Origin of the sequence: Tabrizicola sp. (assembly GCF_036781545.1) — a bacterium.
GTDB lineage: Bacteria > Pseudomonadota > Alphaproteobacteria > Rhodobacterales > Rhodobacteraceae > Tabrizicola.
Window position 1 is genome coordinate 1 of the sequence record NZ_DAIQAT010000085.1, and the last position, 14,514, is coordinate 14,514.

Sequence of the window (14,514 nt, forward strand, 5' to 3'; positions counted from 1 at the left end):
GCCTTCTGGGTGCCGACGCCGCTGAACATCATCGACCTCCTCGACCTCATGTCCACCACCGGCTGGCTGGCGAACATCGAACGCGGGCCGGGTCGCCACGGCATCTCCAACGCCTTCTTCCTGTACGTCCGCGATCCCGACGGCCACCGGATCGAGATCTACTGTTCCGACTACCAGACTGTCGACCCCGACCTGGAGCCAATCCGCTGGGACCTGAAGGACCCGCAGCGCCAGACCCTGTGGGGCGCCCCCGCCCCGCGCAGCTGGTTCGAGGAAGGCAGCCTCTTCGCCGGGGCCACGCCGGTTCCGGCGACACTGAACGCCAGCCCGATCATCGCGCCATGATGCTGGTCAGCTTCACCGCCAAAGGCGTGCAGCACTGGGGCACCACCGCGCCGGGCGGGGTGGTGGCGCTGTCGGGCGCGTTCCCGCAGTGGCGCAGCTTGCGCAACGTGATCGAAGCCGGGGCGATTGCGCAAATCCTCGCCGCCGCGCAGGGCCGTCCCGCCAGCCATAGGGAAGGATCGTTCACATACGATCCGCCGATTCCCGACCCGGAGAAGATCATCTGCGTCGGCGTCAACTTCCCCGACCGCAATGCCGAATACAAGGACGGGCAGGACGCCCCGCCCAACCCCTCGCTCTTCATCCGCTTCCCGCGCAGTTTCACCGGCCACGACCAACCGCTGATCCGCCCGCCGGAAAGCCCGCAACTCGACTACGAAGGCGAGATCGCCGTGGTCATCGGCAAGCCGGGCCGCCGCATCCCGGAGACACAGGCGCCGGACCATATCGCCGCCCTCACCCTCTGCAACGAAGGCACGATCCGCGACTGGGTGCGCCACGCCAAGTTCAACGTGACGCAGGGCAAGAACTGGGATCGCTCCGGCGCGATGGGGCCGGGCCTCGTCCCCTTCACCGACCCCGCCCAGATCGCCGACATCCAGCTCACCACCCGCGTCAACGGCGAGGTCCGCCAGCAGGATCGCACTTCGCAGATGCTGTTCCCCATCGCCCGGCAGATCGCCTATATCTCGACCTTCACCACACTTGCCCCCGGCGACATCATCGTCACCGGCACCCCCACCGGCGCGGGCGCCCGGTTCGACCCGCCCCTCTGGCTGAAGCCCGGCGACGTGGTCGAGGTCGAGGCCGAGGGCATCGGCATCTTGCGGAACGGCGTCGCCGATGAAAGAACCGGGGCATGACGCCCCGTGACCACCACGCCGCCGCGCTTGCCCTCCTCGACGCCGAGGCGACGCGCCGGCAGATCGGGCTCCTCTCCCTCGCCCATCCCGGCATGACGCTGGACGACGCCTATGCCATCCAGGCCGAACTGGTCGCCCTGAAGATTGCGGCGGGGCGGCACCGCGTTGGCTGGAAGATCGGCCTGACCTCCCGCGCCATGCAGGAGGCCCTGAAGATCGACACCCCCGACTCCGGTGTCCTTCTTGACGACATGGCCTTCCAGGACGGTGCGACGATTCCGAAAAACCGTTTCATCCAGCCGAGGGTCGAGGCCGAGATTGCCTTCCTGATGGCGCGCGACCTTGCCGGCGCGCATGTCACCCGCGACGAGGTGATCGCCGCCACCGCTCATGTCGCCCCGGCGCTGGAGATCCTCGACACCCGCATCCTGCGCAGCGACCCCGCGACCGGGCAGGCGCGGATCATCACCGATACCGTCAGCGACAACGCCGCCAATGCCGGGGTCGTGCTCGGGGCCCAGCGTCATACGGTCCAGTCCTTCGACCTGCGCCGGGTCGGCGCCATCGTCAAGCGTGACGGCGTGGTCGAGGAGACCGGCCTCGGCGCGGGCGTGCTGGACGATCCGGTCACCGGAATTGTCTGGCTCGTCCAGCGGCTGGCGCGCTATGGCTACGGCCTGTCGGCGGGCGACATCGTCCTGTCCGGCAGCTTCATCCGCCCGATCGAGGCCCCGTCCGGCAGCCGGTTCCACGCCGATTTCGGCGGCTTCGGCCAAGTCTCCCTCAACTTCGAGTAGCCCATGCCCGCGCCCCTGAACTGCCTGAAACACCGCCTCGCCGCCGGGGAAACCGTCTATGGCTGCTGGGTCGGGATGGCCGATCCCTACGCCGCCGAGATGGCCGCGACCTGCGGCTTCGACTGGCTGCTGATCGACGGCGAGCACGCACCGAACGACCTGCGCTCGACAATGGCGCAACTGGCCGTCATCGAGCCCTCGCCCAGTCTTCCCGTGGTGCGGCTGCGCGATGACGATCCCGCCCGGATCAAGCAGGCGCTGGACGCGGGCGCGCAGAGCCTGTTGATCCCGATGATCGAGACCGCCCAACAGGCCGAGGCCTGCGTGAAAGCCACCCGCTATCCGCCCGAAGGCATCCGCGGCGTCGGGTCCTCACTGGCCCGCGCATCGCGCTTCTCGGCGATCCCGGACTACCTGACCACAGCGAACGACCAGATCTGCCTGATCCTGCAAATCGAAAGCCGCGCGGGTCTGGCCGCGCTGGACGATATTCTGGCCCTGCCCGGCATCGACTGCGTCTTCATCGGTCCCGCCGACCTGGCCGCCGACATGGGCCATCTGGGCAATGCGGGCCACCCGGAGGTGCGCGCCGCCGTGATGGACGCACTGGCCCGGATCGCCGCCTCCGGCAAGGCCGCCGGAATGCTGTCGACCGACGATGCCTTCATCGCCGATTGCGTGACGGCCGGGGCGCGCTTCGTGGGCGTCGGGATCGACGTGCTGGCCTATGTCGGCGCGCTTCGGGCGCGGGCGCGGCAATTCCTTCCTGGCTGACGCCTCGTCGTGCGCCTCCGGCTTCTCCTCGGGACCGCAGCGAGGAGGACCGAAGGGAACGACGAGCGGTCAGACCAGCGCCAGCGCCCGGATCGGCGAACCCGTCCCATCCTTGATCTTCAGCGGCGTCGCGATCAGCACCGCCCCCTTCGGCGGCAGCTGGTCGAGGTTGCAGAGGCTGGCGAGGCCGAAGCAGTTGTCCCGGTGCAGGAAGTTATGCGCCGGGAAGGGCGGACTGAACTTGCCCGCCATCCCCGCATCGGTGCCGACGCATTGCGTGCCCCAGCCGACAATGCCCTTGCCCAAGAGATAGTCGATGCAATCCGTCGACGGCCCCGGCGAATGCGAGCCGTCCTCGTAAGGATCGGGGTCCTCGTTCAGGAACAGCGCCTCGTCGTGGCTGCGCCGGTCCCAGTCGGTGCGCATCAGCACCCATTCCCCCGGCCTGATCTCACCATGCTGCGCCTCCCATGCCTTCACATGGGCGGCGGTCAGCAGGAAATCCGGGTCCGCCGCCGCCTCGGCCGAGCAGTCGATGACATTGACCGGCGCGATCAGGCGCTGGACGGACAGGGTATCGGTGAAGCCGTCCGGGTGGTCCTTGCCGGACAGCCAGTGGTGCGGCGCGTCGAAATGGGTGCCGGAATGCTCGCCCAGCTCCAGCCAGTTCCAGGCCCAGAACGGGCCGTCGGTGTCATATTCGCTAATCCGGTGGATCGCGACTTTCGGCGTGTTCCGCGCAAGGTCCTCCGGCAGGCGCAGGATCGGCGTCTCGGGGCCGAGCTCGGCGGTCAGGTCCACGACCTTCACCCCGCCCCCGGCCAGCCCCGAGGCGAGCGCCGCCAGCACCTCCCCCGCGCGCCCGGGGACCTCGCCCTGCCCCGCGAAGCGGCGGCGGCGGCGGGCCATCACCTCTTCCACCAGGTCGAAGACGGCATCCACCGCCCGCTCCTCGGTCACGAAGCCGGGCGACATCCGCAGGATCGGGCCACGGAAATCGACCGAATAGCCCTCCACCCCCAAGGCGCCGACGCAGGCCGCGGCCTCGGCCTTGTCCGGCATCCGCAGCATGACCGCACCGCCCCGCCTGTCGGCGTCACGGGGGGAGTGGAGCGCCAGGTCCAGCCGGTCGGCGCGGGCGATGATCCGGTCGACCAGGCGGCGGTTGTGGGCGGCGACGTCGCGCAGGTCCTGCTTCGCGAACCACTCCATCGCCGGCAGCGAGGCGATGGCCGCGACCGAGCCCGGCGTGCCCGTATCGAAGCGGCGGATGTCGGGGGCGTAGTCGAACTTGTCGAGGTCCCAGGAGAACGGGTTGTTCTGCGAGAACCACCCCCGCGCTTCGGGCTGGAGGCTTGGGATCAGGTCCTTGTCGGCATAGAGGATTCCCGCGCCCGGCGTCCCGCAGAGCCATTTCAAGCTGGTGGAGACGACGAAATCCACCCTCGGATTCATCGCGTCGAAGGGCATCAGGCCCGCGCCTTGCGTGATGTCGGCGACCATCAGGCTGCCCATCCGGCGGCCATGGGCGACAAGGGCCGGGTAGTCCAGCCTGGAGGACCCGATCGACGTGACCCAGGTCAGCAGCGCGAGGCCCACGTCAGGGCCCCAGTGGGCCAGGAAATCCTCGGTCTCTACCCAGGCGCGGCCCTCGCTCAGGGGGACGGTGGTCAGGGTGAAGCCCATCTTCGGGGCTAGGCCCGCGAGAAGGAAATGGACCGAAGGAAAGCAGTCGGCAGCGGCCAGCACCCGCTTGCCGCGCAAGGACCCTTCGGGCAGCGCGCGGAGGATCTTCTGCATCCCCTCGGTCACGTTGTCGACCGTGGTCAGGCTGCCCTTCGGAACGTTGATCAGGCGGCGCCAGCGGTCGATGAAGTCCTGCCGCTTGCGCAGGACGTATCCCCACTGCTTGTCGTTCGGGGCGGCCCAGACCTCGGAAAACTCGGCCATGGCGCGGGCGAGGTCGTCCTCTTTCCCCGGATAGATCCCGATGGAATGGTAGAGGAAGTAGCCCCCCTCGGTCGTGTTGCGGTGCATCGGACTGACCCTCCCCGGCCTTTGGAGGGGAGAGTGCCAGCGGGGCGGAAGGGCTGCAAGCGGGTTCGGCTGCCCGCGCGCGGGCAGATTTTCGACCCTTGCAAGATCAAGGGCTTGGCCGTGGGCGTTCAGGATTTCTTAAGAATTTCGCCGTGCCATCCGGTGGACATTGGGACCGGGGCACCTGGCATGGGCTCCTGCGCAATGCGGATGCTGCTGCGCCTGGAGGGAGGGTCGGATGCCTCCGGCGGGAGTATTTGGCAAAGAGCAGGACATGGGGCGAGGTCTGCCGGGCGTGCCTTTGGCGGGGAAGTCGGGGCGAAGAGGAAAGGGCACAGACGGCTGGCGCGGCATCCGGTTCGCGGTTCAGGGGGCGGCGGCGCCTTCGTGCACCTTGGTCTTCTCGCCGCGATTGCCGCGGCGGGGGCTCGACGCCACAGGCGCGCGACCCAGTCAGCCCTGCGGCACGCTGACCACGATCCCGTCCAGCGCGGCGGTCATTTTCAGTTGGCAGGAGAGACGCGAGGTCGGCTGGCGGCCGGCCTCGGTGATGTCGAGCATGTCATCCTCGAACGGGCCGGCCTCTCCTGCCCTTTCCGCCCAGGCGGGGTCGACGAGGACATGGCAGGTGGCGCAGGACATCGACCCGCCGCATTCGCCGACGATACCGGGGACGCCGTGCCGGGTGGCGGCCTCCATGAGGCTGGTGCCTTCGGCGACGTCGAGGGTGATCTGACGGCCATCGGCCAGGTTCCAGGTGGCTTGCATGGCGGTCCCTCAGACATACCAGATGTAATAGTCGCGCAAGGCCGCGCCTTCGAGACCTTCGGTCTTCGTCACCTCGATCCGCTTCATGAACAGGTGATGCTCCACCAGTTCCGGGCCGAGTGCTGCGGCGAGGGCCGTGTCGGCCTCAAGGTCGTCCATCGCCTCGGTGAGCGAAGCCGCGACGCCGTAGCCCGCATCGGTGCGGTCGAAACCGTCGCCCGCCTCGGGTGCGGGGAGGTTGTAGCCCTTGTCCAGCCCCAGCAGCCCGGCCTGCAACAGGGCGGCGAGCGCGGTGTAGGGGTTGCAGCTGGCGTCGGCCATGCGGTGTTCGAGCCGGGTCTTCGCGCCACCCTCCTCGGACACGCGGACGGTGACGCCACGATGGTCTCCGCCCCAGTTGCACCAGTAGCCCGACATCGAGGCCGGTTGCAGGCGCAGGTAGCTGCCGACAGTGGGGGCCAGCAGCCCCGCGAGGCCCTTGTGGTGATGCAGCCAGCCCGCGACGACGCCTTTGCCAAGGTCGTTCATATGGCCGGGACCGCCCTTCGCCCCGGTCATCAGGGCGTTTTTCCCTGCGCTGTCGGCGAAAGAAAGGTTGAAATGCAGGCCCGAGCCGCCCTTGTCCAGGATCGGTTTCGGCAGGAAGGTCAAGAGGATGCCGTGCTCCAGCGCCACTTCGCGGGCCATCTGGCGGAAGAGCACCATCTCGTCCATGGCCTGCACCGCCTCGTCATAGGCGAGGGTGAATTCATATTGCGGGGTGTCGTATTCGGCGGTGATCAGTTCGAGGCGGAAGCCCGCCTCCTCGGCCCGCTTCCAGATCGCATCTGTAAAGCCAGCCGGGTCGGCGAAAGGCCCGGTGCCATAGACGATGCCGCCGGGGGCGTGCATGGGGGCGACCTGGCCATCCTCGCCGATCTCGAAGGCGTAGGCTTCGAGTTCCACGCCGACCTTAGGGGTCAGCCCCCTGCCCTTCCAATCGGCCACGGCGCGTTTCAGGGCCGAGCGCGGGCAGAGCGGGATGCGCTGGCCGTCGCTGTCGTAAAGGTCGCCAGTGACGACTTTCGTGCCGGGTTCCCAGCCGTCGCGGATCTCGTCGGCCACCCAGCGCAGTTCCATGTCGGGGATGCCTTCGCGGCATTTGGTGTGGGGGGCGTCGAGGATCAGGTCCTTGTCCCAGTGGACGGAAAACGTGGGCCGCGCCAGTCGCGTGCCATCGGATTTCAGCTTCGACGCGGGCAGGTATTTGCCGCGCATCAGGCTGAGATGGTCGCAGAACAGCGCGCGCAGGCGATCGGCCATGGTGATTTCCCCCCGGATTTTTATTGCAGCGTGACACGAACCGGCAGGCTTTTCAGCCCGGCCACGAAGTTCGAGCGCAGGAATTTCTGTTCGCCCGCCGGTTCGATGGATTTGATCCGCTTGGCGAGCTCCTGGAAAAGCACGCGGACTTCCAGCCGCGCCAGCCACATGCCGAGGCAAAGATGCGGGCCGCCCTGTCCGAAGGCGAGATGCTTGTTCGGGCTGCGGGCGAGGTCGACTCGGAAGGGCTGGTCGAAGACCGTCTCGTCGCGGTTGGCAGAGGCGAACCAGTACAGCACCTTGTCGCCGGCCTTGATCTCTTTCCCGTGGATTTCGAAGTCGCGGGTGGCGGTGCGGCGGAAGTAGGAGGTCGGGCTGGCCCAGCGGATGATCTCGTCGGCCATCGTGTCGTCCACCGCGCCGGACTGGATCAGCGGCAGGAGTTCGGGCTGATGGGCCAGGGCTTGCAGGCCCGCGGCGATGGAATAGCGCGTGGTGTCGTTCCCGGCGGCGACGACAAGGCAGAAGAAGTTGCGGAATTCGATCTCGGGCATGACCTGGCCGTCGTGGCCGGGCTGCAGGATCATGTGGAGGACGCCGGAGGTGTCACCTGCGGCTTCCTTCCGCTTCATCAGGTCCTTGGCGTAGACGAAAAGCTCCGCGCCCGCCGGGGAATTGAAGGGCATCATGCGGAATTCGTCGGTGGTGAGCTTGTCAAGGACATGCGGCGTGAAGTCGGGGTCGGTGTTGGCGATAAGGGCATCGCCCTTTTCCACCAGCCAGGGCAGGTCCTCTTCGGGCAGGCCGACGATGCGGCCCAGCATCCGCATCGGCAGTTCGCGGGCGATCAACTTGGTGGCATCGAAGGTTCCGTGCTGAAGCGCGCTGTCGAGGATCGTTGTGCAAAGCTCGCGGATCGCCTGCTCGAAGGTGGCGATGACGGGTTTCGAGAAGGCCTTGGCGACCTTGACCCTTGTCATCATGTGTTCCGGCGGGTCGGTCTCCTGAAAGGTGCGGCGGGCGAGGTATTCCTCGTAGCTCTGGTCCTCCATCCGGATGCCGCGGGCCGAGGAGAGGAGGTCGGGCTTGCCGTTGAGCGACAGGATGTCCTCATGCCTGGTGACGGACCAGAAGCCCTGGCCTTGGGGATAGTCCGTCCAGTGCATCGGATCTTCGCGGCGCAGGCGTGCGAAGGTGTTGTGCGGCGCGCCTTGGGTGAAGGTGTCGTGGCTGGTGAGGTCGGCATGTCCGTCGTCGGCGGGTGTCCAGACTGTCACGGCTTCCTCCCTTGCGCGGTCGCTGGGTTTGTATAATGATGAACGTGTTAAATATGTAAAGGGAAATCTCATGCATATCGCGGTGCTGGCGACGAACACGGATGACAGCGATTTCGCCGCCCGGCATCCCCGGGATGTGGAGAAGTTCCGGGTGCTTTTGCAGGGGGTGCGGCCGGGGTGGCGGGTGACGGCCTTCGATCTGCCGAAGGGAGAGTTTCCTGATGATGTTCAGGGGTTTGACGGCATGCTGATCGGGGGCAGCCCGTCTTCGGTGCATGACGAGGATGCCTGGATCGACCGGCTTCTGGCGCTGATCCGCGAGGGTTTTGCAGCAGGCGTGCCGGTGGCGGGGGCCTGCTTCGGACATCAGGCGATCGCCAAGGCGCTGGGGGGCGTGGTGGGGCCGAACGCGGGCGGATTCGTGCTGGGAACGGCGGAGACGGAAGCCGTCGCTCCCGCGCCCTGGATGGAGCCGGTTGCGCGGTTCCGGCTGGCGGCGGCGCATGGGGAACAGGTGACGGCGCTGCCGCCGGGGGCGGAGGTGGTGGGCCGGGCGGAAGGCTGTGCAGCGGCCTGCTACCGGATCGGGGACCGGGTGTTCGCCACGCAGTATCATCCCGAGATGACGCCGGAATTCCTGGCGGCGCTGGTGGAGGAATTCGCGCCGAAGGTCCCGGCGGAAGTGGGTGCGGCGGCGCGGGCTTCGCTGGCGCCGGGGACAGAGGGGCCGCGCTTTGCGGAATGGATCGCGCGGTTTTTCGAGGCGGATCGGGGCTGAGCCCAAAATTTTTCTGGAAGGCTCAGGACAGCGCGGCCAGCAGGTCCATCGCGGTGACCTGATCGAACTGGACATGGGACTGCATCATCGCCTCGGCGCCGGTTGAGTCGCGGTCGGTGATCAGGCGGGCAATGGCGCGGTGTTCCTCGGCCGACCGGGGGATCGCGCCCCGGAAACGATAGCGCGCGCGGTAGTAGGCCAGAAGGCGGCGGGCGTTGGTCTTCAGGCTTTCCAGGAGCACCCCGTTGCCCGAGGCGATGGCGACGCAGGCGTGGAAGCGCAGGTTCAGCTGGTAATAGCCGTCGGGGTCGCTGTCGGGGCTGGCGGCGGCCTTCGCCTCGCAGGCGCGGACGGCGGCTTCCAGGTCCTCGGCCCCCTGTCGCGACAGGCGGCGCGCGGCGAGGCCTGCGGCCTGGCCTTCCAGCTTGGCATGGACTTCGAGGATGGCGAGGAATTCCTCCAGCGTCGGCCGGAAGATCGCCGCCCCCTTGCGCGGCAGGCGGCGGACGAGGCCCAGCGCCTCCAGATACAGGATCGCCTCGCGCACCGGGGTGCGCGAGACGCCGTGGGTCTCGCTGAGGTCCGCCTCGTCCAGAAGATCGCCGGGGTTCAGCTGGCCCAAGTCGATCCGGTCCAGGATGTGCTGGACAAGCGTCGGGATCTGCGGGCCTGCGAAGGGGATGGACATGGGGGCTCTCCTTGGGCGGGACCCTGCCACGGTCGAAGCCGCTCGTCGATTGCCTTCGGCACTCCTCGCCACCGACGAGAAGCCGAAGGCGCACGAGGAGGGGAGGGTCAGAGGCCGTAAAGCGCTGCCATATCGGCCAGACGGCGGTCCTCCAGCGCGTCGAACTCGCGCGGGGGCTGCTGGGCCATCAGGAAATCGAGGAACGGGTCGATGACCTGGGTCCGCCTGCCGGACAGGGTTTCCATGACCGCCTGGCCGCAGAAGGGAACATAGGCCTCGGAATAGCCGCCTTCGTGGACCATCACGAGACGGCCTTGGCACAGGTCTTCGGCGGCCTGCATCAGGCGGGTGGTCATCGCGCGGTAGGTGTCGGAATGGGCCAGCATCCGCGCCAGCGGGTCCAGCGCGTTGGCGTCGAGGCCGGAGGCGACGACGATCAGCTCGGGCTGGAAGCGGCGGAGGGCGGGCAGGACGATGCGGTCCATTGCGGTCAGGTAGCTTTGATGGCCGCCCCCGGGCAGGAGCGGGATGTTGATGTTGGCCCCCTGCCCTTCGCCCTCGCCGCGTTCGCTGGCTGCGCCGGAGTTCGTGGGGTAGCACGAATTCTGGTGCAGCGAGAGGGTCAGGGTGTCGGCGCGGTCCCAATAGATGGCTTGCGTGCCGTTGCCATGGTGGACGTCCCAGTCGATGACGGCGACCTTGCCGAGGCCGTGGCGGGCACGCATCTCCTCGATGGCGACGGGGATGTTGGCCATCAGGCAGAAGCCCATCGGGAAATCGGGCAGACAGTGGTGCCCGGGCGGGCGGGACAGGGAATAGGCGTTGGCCCATCCGCCTGTAATCACCTTGTCCATCGCATGGATGGCAAGGCCTGCGGAAAGCGCGGCGATCTCGTAGCTGCCTTGGCCGAAAGGCGTTTCTTCACCCAGCATTCCCCCGTCTGCATCCGAGAGACGCTTGAACTCATTGAGGTAGCTGGCCGGGTGGATGCGGCGGAGCGCCTCCTCGCCGGCCTCGGGCGCGGTCTCCACCGCGAGGTGGCGGGAAAGGCCGGAGACGTCGAGGAGGTTCTTGAACCGGCGCTTGGTCTCCGGGCTTTCGGCATGGCCCCCGGCGGCGGGGGGCTGGATCCAGCCGCCGGGCTTCAGGAACAGCGCCGCCTCGCCGGTGGTGTGCCAGAGGGTGCGTTCGTCGAAGCAGAAGCCGGTGGTCATGACAGGGCCGCCAGTCCCGCGTCGAGCGCGGAAAGGATCGTGGCGGCGTCTCCTTCCGTGATCACCAGCGGCGGCGAAAGGATGATGTTCGGGCCGGAAACGCGGACCATCGCGCCTTCCTCGTAGGCCTTGGCCTGCACCTGCCCCGGCTGCGCCTTCGGCGGGGCGGATTTGTTCGGGCCAGCCAGCTCGATGGCGAGCATCAGCCCGTAGCCGCCCCGCACGTCGCCGATCACCGGATATTTCGCCTTCAGCGCCTGGATGCCGTCCCACAGCTGCTTGCCCCTTGCCGCGGCGTTGACGGGAACGTTCAGGCGCTTGGTTTCCGCAAGGCAGGCGATGGCGGCAGCGGCGCCGACCGGATGGCCAGAATAGGTATAGCCGTGGCCGATGGCGGCCTTCCCGGTTTCATCCGATTCAAAGACCTGCGCCACGCCCTCGGCGATCATCACCGCGCCGAAGGGGAAATAGCCGTTGGTGATGGCCTTCGCGGTGCAGGCGAAGTCGGGCTTCACGCCCCAGAGGCGGCTGCCGGTCCAGGCGCCGGTGCGGCCGAAGGCGGTGATCACCTCGTCGGCGATAAGCAGGATGCCATGTTTCCGGCAGATCGCCTCCACCCCCGGCATGAAGGTCGGGTGCGGGGGGATGACGCCGCCCGCGCCGAGGATCGGCTCCATGATGAAGGCGGCGATGGTCTGCGGCCCCTGGAAGGCGATCTCGTCTTCAAGCGCTTGCAGGCAGAGTTGCGCCAGCTTCGCCGGGTCGCTTTCGTTGAACGGGTTGCGGTAGGTGTAGGGCGCGGGGATGTGGAAGCAGCCGGGCAAGAGCGGCTCATAGGCCGCGCGGAAGTTGGCGTTGCCGTTGACGCTGGCCCCGCCCATGTGAGTGCCGTGGTAGCCCTTCTTCAGCGACAGGAACTTGGTCCGCCCGGCCTCGCCGCAGATCTTGTGGTACTGGCGGGACAGGCGGAGGGCGGTTTCGACGCTGTCGCCGCCACCACTGGTGAAGAAGGCGCGGGTCAACCCGTCGGGTTCGAAGAAGGTGCGCAGCTCCTCGGCCAGCTCGATCACCTTGTCGTTCGAGGTGCCGCGGAAGATGGAATAGTAGGGCAGCGCGTCGAGCTGGGCGGCAATGGCCTCCTTCACCGGCTGGCAGGAATAGCCAAGGTTGACGTTCCAGAGGCCCCCCACCCCGTCGACCACCTCATGCCCGTCGATGTCGCGGATGCGGGTGCCTTCCGCGCCGGTGATGATTGCGGGCGGGGATTTCAGGCTGTCTGCCGGCGCGGTCATCGGATGCCACAGCGAGCGGGCGTTGTAGGCTTTCAGGAAGTTGGCGTCTTTCATCGGGCGGCTCCTTCAATGGGGGGCGGACCGCCCCGGAGTTCAGTGATCTCGGCCACGGCGAGGGCCAGTTCGCGGGTGATGGTGGCGTGAAGGTCGGGCGTCATGCGCGGGGCGGCGGCGGCGACGGCCAGCGCGCCGGTACAGGCGTCGGTGGCATCAAAGAGCGGCACGGCAAGGGAATGGACGTCCTTCTCGAAGGTCGAGAGGGTTTCGGCATAGCCCTTGGCGCGGGCGTCGCGGATGCGGGCGCGCAGCGTTTCAGGATCGGGGGCGGCGGCGATCAGCGGGTCAGGGTCGGGATGGTGGGCGAGGACCGCCGCGCCCGAGGCGGTGGCGTGGAAGGGCAGGACATCGGCGTCCTCCATCATCACCCTGACGCCCGTGCGCGAGGCATAGGCAAAGGCGAGGGTCTGCAGCTTTCCGGCGACGAGATGCGACAGATGCGCGGTCTCGCCGGTGGCTTCGGCCAGGCGGCGGAGCACGGGCATCGCGGCCTCGCGCGTGGGGACGGCGGCTTCGCGCAGGGCCGACAGGCGCAGGACGGCGGGGCCGAGCCGGTATTCCCGCGCCGGGCCGGTCTGTTCCAGAAGCCCGCGCGATTCGAGTTCGGTCAGAAGCCGGTGGCAGGTGGCCTTGTTCAGGCCCGAGACCCGGGCAAGCTGGCTGAGGCCAAGCTGCGGCTGACCCCTTGTGAAGAGGTCCAGAAGGTCCAGTGCCTTGCCAACCGTTCCCATCTGGCCAATGCCCCTCCCCCGGCTTGCCAAAAGAGTTGACAGAGCGGGGCGGGCGCTGTCAATCTGTTTTTAAACCATCGGTTCATTATTTGAACCACTCGGGAGGGGATATGGACCAGGCATTGATCGACCGGCTGGCGGCGGCCCCGGTCGCGGCGGGGAAGCTGCTGATCGACGGCGAATGGGTGGAGGGCGCGGGGGAAAGCCCGGTCCTGTCGCCCATCGACGGGCGGCAACTGACCACCCTCGCCTCTGCCGAGCCCGCGGATGTGGCACGGGCCTGTGCCTCGGCCCGCGTGGCCTTCGAGGACGGGCGCTGGTCGAAGGCAGCCCCTGCGGCGCGGAAGGCGGTGCTGCACCGGCTGGCGGATCTGATCGACAAACACGCCGCCGAACTGGCCGTGCTGGGCGTGCGCGACAACGGGACCGAGATTTCCATGGCGCTGAAGGCCGAGCCCGGCAGCGCGGCGGGAACCTTCCGCTACTATGCCGAGGCCATCGACAAGGTCTATGGCGAGGTGGCGCCGACCGCGCCGAACGTCCTTGGCCTGATCCACCGCGAGCCTGTGGGGGTGGTGGGCGCCATCGTGCCCTGGAACTTCCCGCTGATGATCGGGGCCTGGAAGATCGCCCCTGCCCTTGCCATGGGCAATTCGGTGGTGCTGAAACCGGCGGAGACCGCGTCCTTGACGCTCCTCCGCCTGGCCGCGCTGGCGCTGGAGGCGGGCGTGCCTCCCGGAGTGTTCAACGTGGTCACCGGGCCGGGCCGGGTGACGGGCGAGGCGCTGGCCTTGTCCCCCGAGGTCGATGTGCTGGTCTTTACCGGGTCCGGCGCGACGGGGCGGCGATTGTTGCAATATTCGGCACAGTCGAACCTGAAGCGCTGCTATCTGGAACTGGGCGGCAAGTCCCCCAACGTGGTCTTCGCCGATGCGCCGGACCTGTCGGCGGCGGCGAAGGCGGCGGCCACGGCGATCTTCCGCAATGCCGGGCAGGTCTGCGTCGCGGGCTCGCGGCTGCTGGTCGAGGCTTCGGTGCATGATGCCTTCGTTGCCGAACTGGCAACGGCGACGCGGAAGATGGCGGTCGGGAATCCCTTGCGATTGGATACGCAGGTGGGCGCGGTGAACTCGCTGACCCAGCTGGAGGGGAACCTGGGCTTCGTCGCCGATGCCACGCGCGAAGGGGGCGAGATCGTCACCGGCGGGGGTCGCGCGCTGGAGGAGACGGGGGGCTGGTACATGGACCCGACCATCGTGACGGGCGTCAGGCCCGAGCATCGTCTCTATCAGGAAGAGGTCTTCGGCCCCGTTCTGGCGGTTACGCCCTTCACAGACGAGGCCGAGGCGCTGCGGCTGGCCAATGCATCCGATTTCGGCCTCGCAGCGGGGGTCTGGACCGGCAACCTGTCGCGCGCGCATCGGATGGTGCGGGGCATCCGGTCGGGCGTCGTGCATGTGAACACCTATGGCGGCGCGGATGTGACGGTGCCCTTGTCGGGGGTGAAGCAATCCGGCAATGGCGCGGACAAGTCATTGCACGCGCTGGAGAAATACACCGACCTCAAGACCGCGTGGATCCAGCTGTGACC

The 14,514-nt window shown here is 67.9% G+C and carries 14 protein-coding genes; 6 read left to right on the forward strand and 8 right to left on the reverse strand.

What is annotated here, in order from left to right; all coding sequences use genetic code 11:
* From V7Q39_RS13060 to V7Q39_RS13075, 4 genes are all read left to right on the forward strand, one after another.
* The coding region (locus tag V7Q39_RS13060; protein WP_333817031.1) for a VOC family protein at positions 1–345 on the forward strand (345 nt) is incomplete at its 5' end.
* A complete protein-coding gene (locus V7Q39_RS13065; RefSeq protein WP_333817032.1) occupies positions 342–1,208 on the forward strand; it encodes a fumarylacetoacetate hydrolase family protein in 867 nt (288 codons plus the stop codon). The genes V7Q39_RS13060 and V7Q39_RS13065, both read left to right, overlap by 4 nt.
* Positions 1,205–2,005 (forward strand): 2-oxo-hept-4-ene-1,7-dioate hydratase, encoded by an 801-nt coding sequence (gene hpaH, locus V7Q39_RS13070; RefSeq protein ID WP_333817033.1) that lies wholly within the window; start codon positions 1,205–1,207, stop codon positions 2,003–2,005. Before V7Q39_RS13065 ends, hpaH begins: the two co-directional genes overlap by 4 nt.
* Before the next feature lie 3 nt (positions 2,006–2,008).
* Positions 2,009–2,779 (forward strand): HpcH/HpaI aldolase family protein, encoded by a 771-nt coding sequence (locus V7Q39_RS13075; protein WP_333817034.1) that lies wholly within the window; start codon positions 2,009–2,011, stop codon positions 2,777–2,779.
* Positions 2,780–2,848: 69 nt separating this feature from the next.
* On the opposite strand, the gene V7Q39_RS13080 is transcribed toward V7Q39_RS13075, so the two are convergent.
* From V7Q39_RS13080 to V7Q39_RS13095, 4 genes are all read right to left on the reverse strand, one after another.
* A complete protein-coding gene (locus V7Q39_RS13080; RefSeq protein WP_333817035.1) occupies positions 2,849–4,816 on the reverse strand; it encodes an aminotransferase class V-fold PLP-dependent enzyme in 1,968 nt (655 codons plus the stop codon).
* Positions 4,817–5,269: 453 nt separating this feature from the next.
* Positions 5,270–5,584: a 2Fe-2S iron-sulfur cluster-binding protein gene (locus V7Q39_RS13085; protein ID WP_333817036.1), complete on the reverse strand. Its 315-nt coding sequence runs from the start codon at positions 5,582–5,584 to the stop codon at positions 5,270–5,272.
* A 9-nt stretch (positions 5,585–5,593) separates the two neighbouring features.
* On the reverse strand, positions 5,594–6,886 hold the full coding sequence (locus tag V7Q39_RS13090) for a glutamine synthetase family protein (RefSeq protein WP_333817037.1): 1,293 nt from the start codon (positions 6,884–6,886) through the stop codon (positions 5,594–5,596).
* Positions 6,887–6,906: 20 nt separating this feature from the next.
* Positions 6,907–8,163, reverse strand: a complete 1,257-nt coding sequence (locus tag V7Q39_RS13095) for a cytochrome P450 (protein ID WP_333817038.1) — start codon at positions 8,161–8,163, stop codon at positions 6,907–6,909.
* Between the two features lie 70 nt (positions 8,164–8,233).
* On the opposite strand from V7Q39_RS13095, the gene V7Q39_RS13100 reads away from it, so the two are divergent.
* The gene (locus V7Q39_RS13100) at positions 8,234–8,941 is read left to right on the forward strand and encodes a type 1 glutamine amidotransferase (protein WP_333817039.1); all 708 of its coding nucleotides are present in this window, start codon (positions 8,234–8,236) and stop codon (positions 8,939–8,941) included.
* A gap of 22 nt (positions 8,942–8,963) precedes the next feature.
* Here the strand turns inward: V7Q39_RS13100 and V7Q39_RS13105 are convergent, their stop codons facing one another.
* The 4 genes from V7Q39_RS13105 to V7Q39_RS13120 all read right to left on the reverse strand — a co-directional run bounded on the left by V7Q39_RS13105 (position 8,964) and on the right by V7Q39_RS13120 (position 12,923).
* On the reverse strand, positions 8,964–9,629 hold the full coding sequence (locus V7Q39_RS13105) for a GntR family transcriptional regulator (protein WP_333817040.1): 666 nt from the start codon (positions 9,627–9,629) through the stop codon (positions 8,964–8,966).
* A gap of 107 nt (positions 9,630–9,736) precedes the next feature.
* Complete coding sequence (locus V7Q39_RS13110) at positions 9,737–10,843, reverse strand: class II histone deacetylase (RefSeq protein ID WP_333817041.1); 1,107 nt, start codon at positions 10,841–10,843, stop codon at positions 9,737–9,739.
* Entirely contained in the window at positions 10,840–12,189 is a 1,350-nt protein-coding gene (locus V7Q39_RS13115) for an aminotransferase class III-fold pyridoxal phosphate-dependent enzyme (RefSeq protein WP_333817042.1), read from the reverse strand. The genes V7Q39_RS13110 and V7Q39_RS13115 overlap by 4 nt, the downstream gene beginning before the upstream one ends.
* The gene (locus tag V7Q39_RS13120) at positions 12,186–12,923 is read right to left on the reverse strand and encodes an IclR family transcriptional regulator (protein WP_333817043.1); all 738 of its coding nucleotides are present in this window, start codon (positions 12,921–12,923) and stop codon (positions 12,186–12,188) included. Before V7Q39_RS13120 ends, V7Q39_RS13115 begins: the two co-directional genes overlap by 4 nt.
* A 110-nt stretch (positions 12,924–13,033) precedes the next feature.
* Here V7Q39_RS13120 and V7Q39_RS13125 point away from each other — a divergent pair, with 110 nt between their 5' ends.
* Positions 13,034–14,512 carry an aldehyde dehydrogenase family protein gene (locus V7Q39_RS13125; RefSeq protein WP_333817044.1) on the forward strand — a complete coding sequence of 493 codons (1,479 nt, stop codon included), beginning with the start codon at positions 13,034–13,036 and terminating at the stop codon, positions 14,510–14,512.
* The last annotated feature ends 2 nt before the right edge of the window (positions 14,513–14,514 follow it).

Excerpts from the sequence above, each read along its gene's own strand:
- V7Q39_RS13065 (WP_333817032.1), top strand. The coding sequence starts at position 342 with ATGATGCTGGTCAGCTTCACCGCCAAAGGCGTGCAGCACTGGGGCACC.
- hpaH (WP_333817033.1), top strand. The coding sequence starts at position 1,205 with ATGACGCCCCGTGACCACCACGCCGCCGCGCTTGCCCTCCTCGACGCC.
- V7Q39_RS13075 (WP_333817034.1), top strand. The coding sequence starts at position 2,009 with ATGCCCGCGCCCCTGAACTGCCTGAAACACCGCCTCGCCGCCGGGGAA.
- V7Q39_RS13080 (WP_333817035.1), bottom strand. The coding sequence starts at position 4,816 with ATGCACCGCAACACGACCGAGGGGGGCTACTTCCTCTACCATTCCATC.
- V7Q39_RS13085 (WP_333817036.1), bottom strand. The coding sequence starts at position 5,584 with ATGCAAGCCACCTGGAACCTGGCCGATGGCCGTCAGATCACCCTCGAC.
- V7Q39_RS13090 (WP_333817037.1), bottom strand. The coding sequence starts at position 6,886 with ATGGCCGATCGCCTGCGCGCGCTGTTCTGCGACCATCTCAGCCTGATG.
- V7Q39_RS13100 (WP_333817039.1), top strand. The coding sequence starts at position 8,234 with ATGCATATCGCGGTGCTGGCGACGAACACGGATGACAGCGATTTCGCC.
- V7Q39_RS13105 (WP_333817040.1), bottom strand. The coding sequence starts at position 9,629 with ATGTCCATCCCCTTCGCAGGCCCGCAGATCCCGACGCTTGTCCAGCAC.
- V7Q39_RS13110 (WP_333817041.1), bottom strand. The coding sequence starts at position 10,843 with ATGACCACCGGCTTCTGCTTCGACGAACGCACCCTCTGGCACACCACC.
- V7Q39_RS13115 (WP_333817042.1), bottom strand. The coding sequence starts at position 12,189 with ATGAAAGACGCCAACTTCCTGAAAGCCTACAACGCCCGCTCGCTGTGG.
- V7Q39_RS13120 (WP_333817043.1), bottom strand. The coding sequence starts at position 12,923 with ATGGGAACGGTTGGCAAGGCACTGGACCTTCTGGACCTCTTCACAAGG.
- V7Q39_RS13125 (WP_333817044.1), top strand. The coding sequence starts at position 13,034 with ATGGACCAGGCATTGATCGACCGGCTGGCGGCGGCCCCGGTCGCGGCG.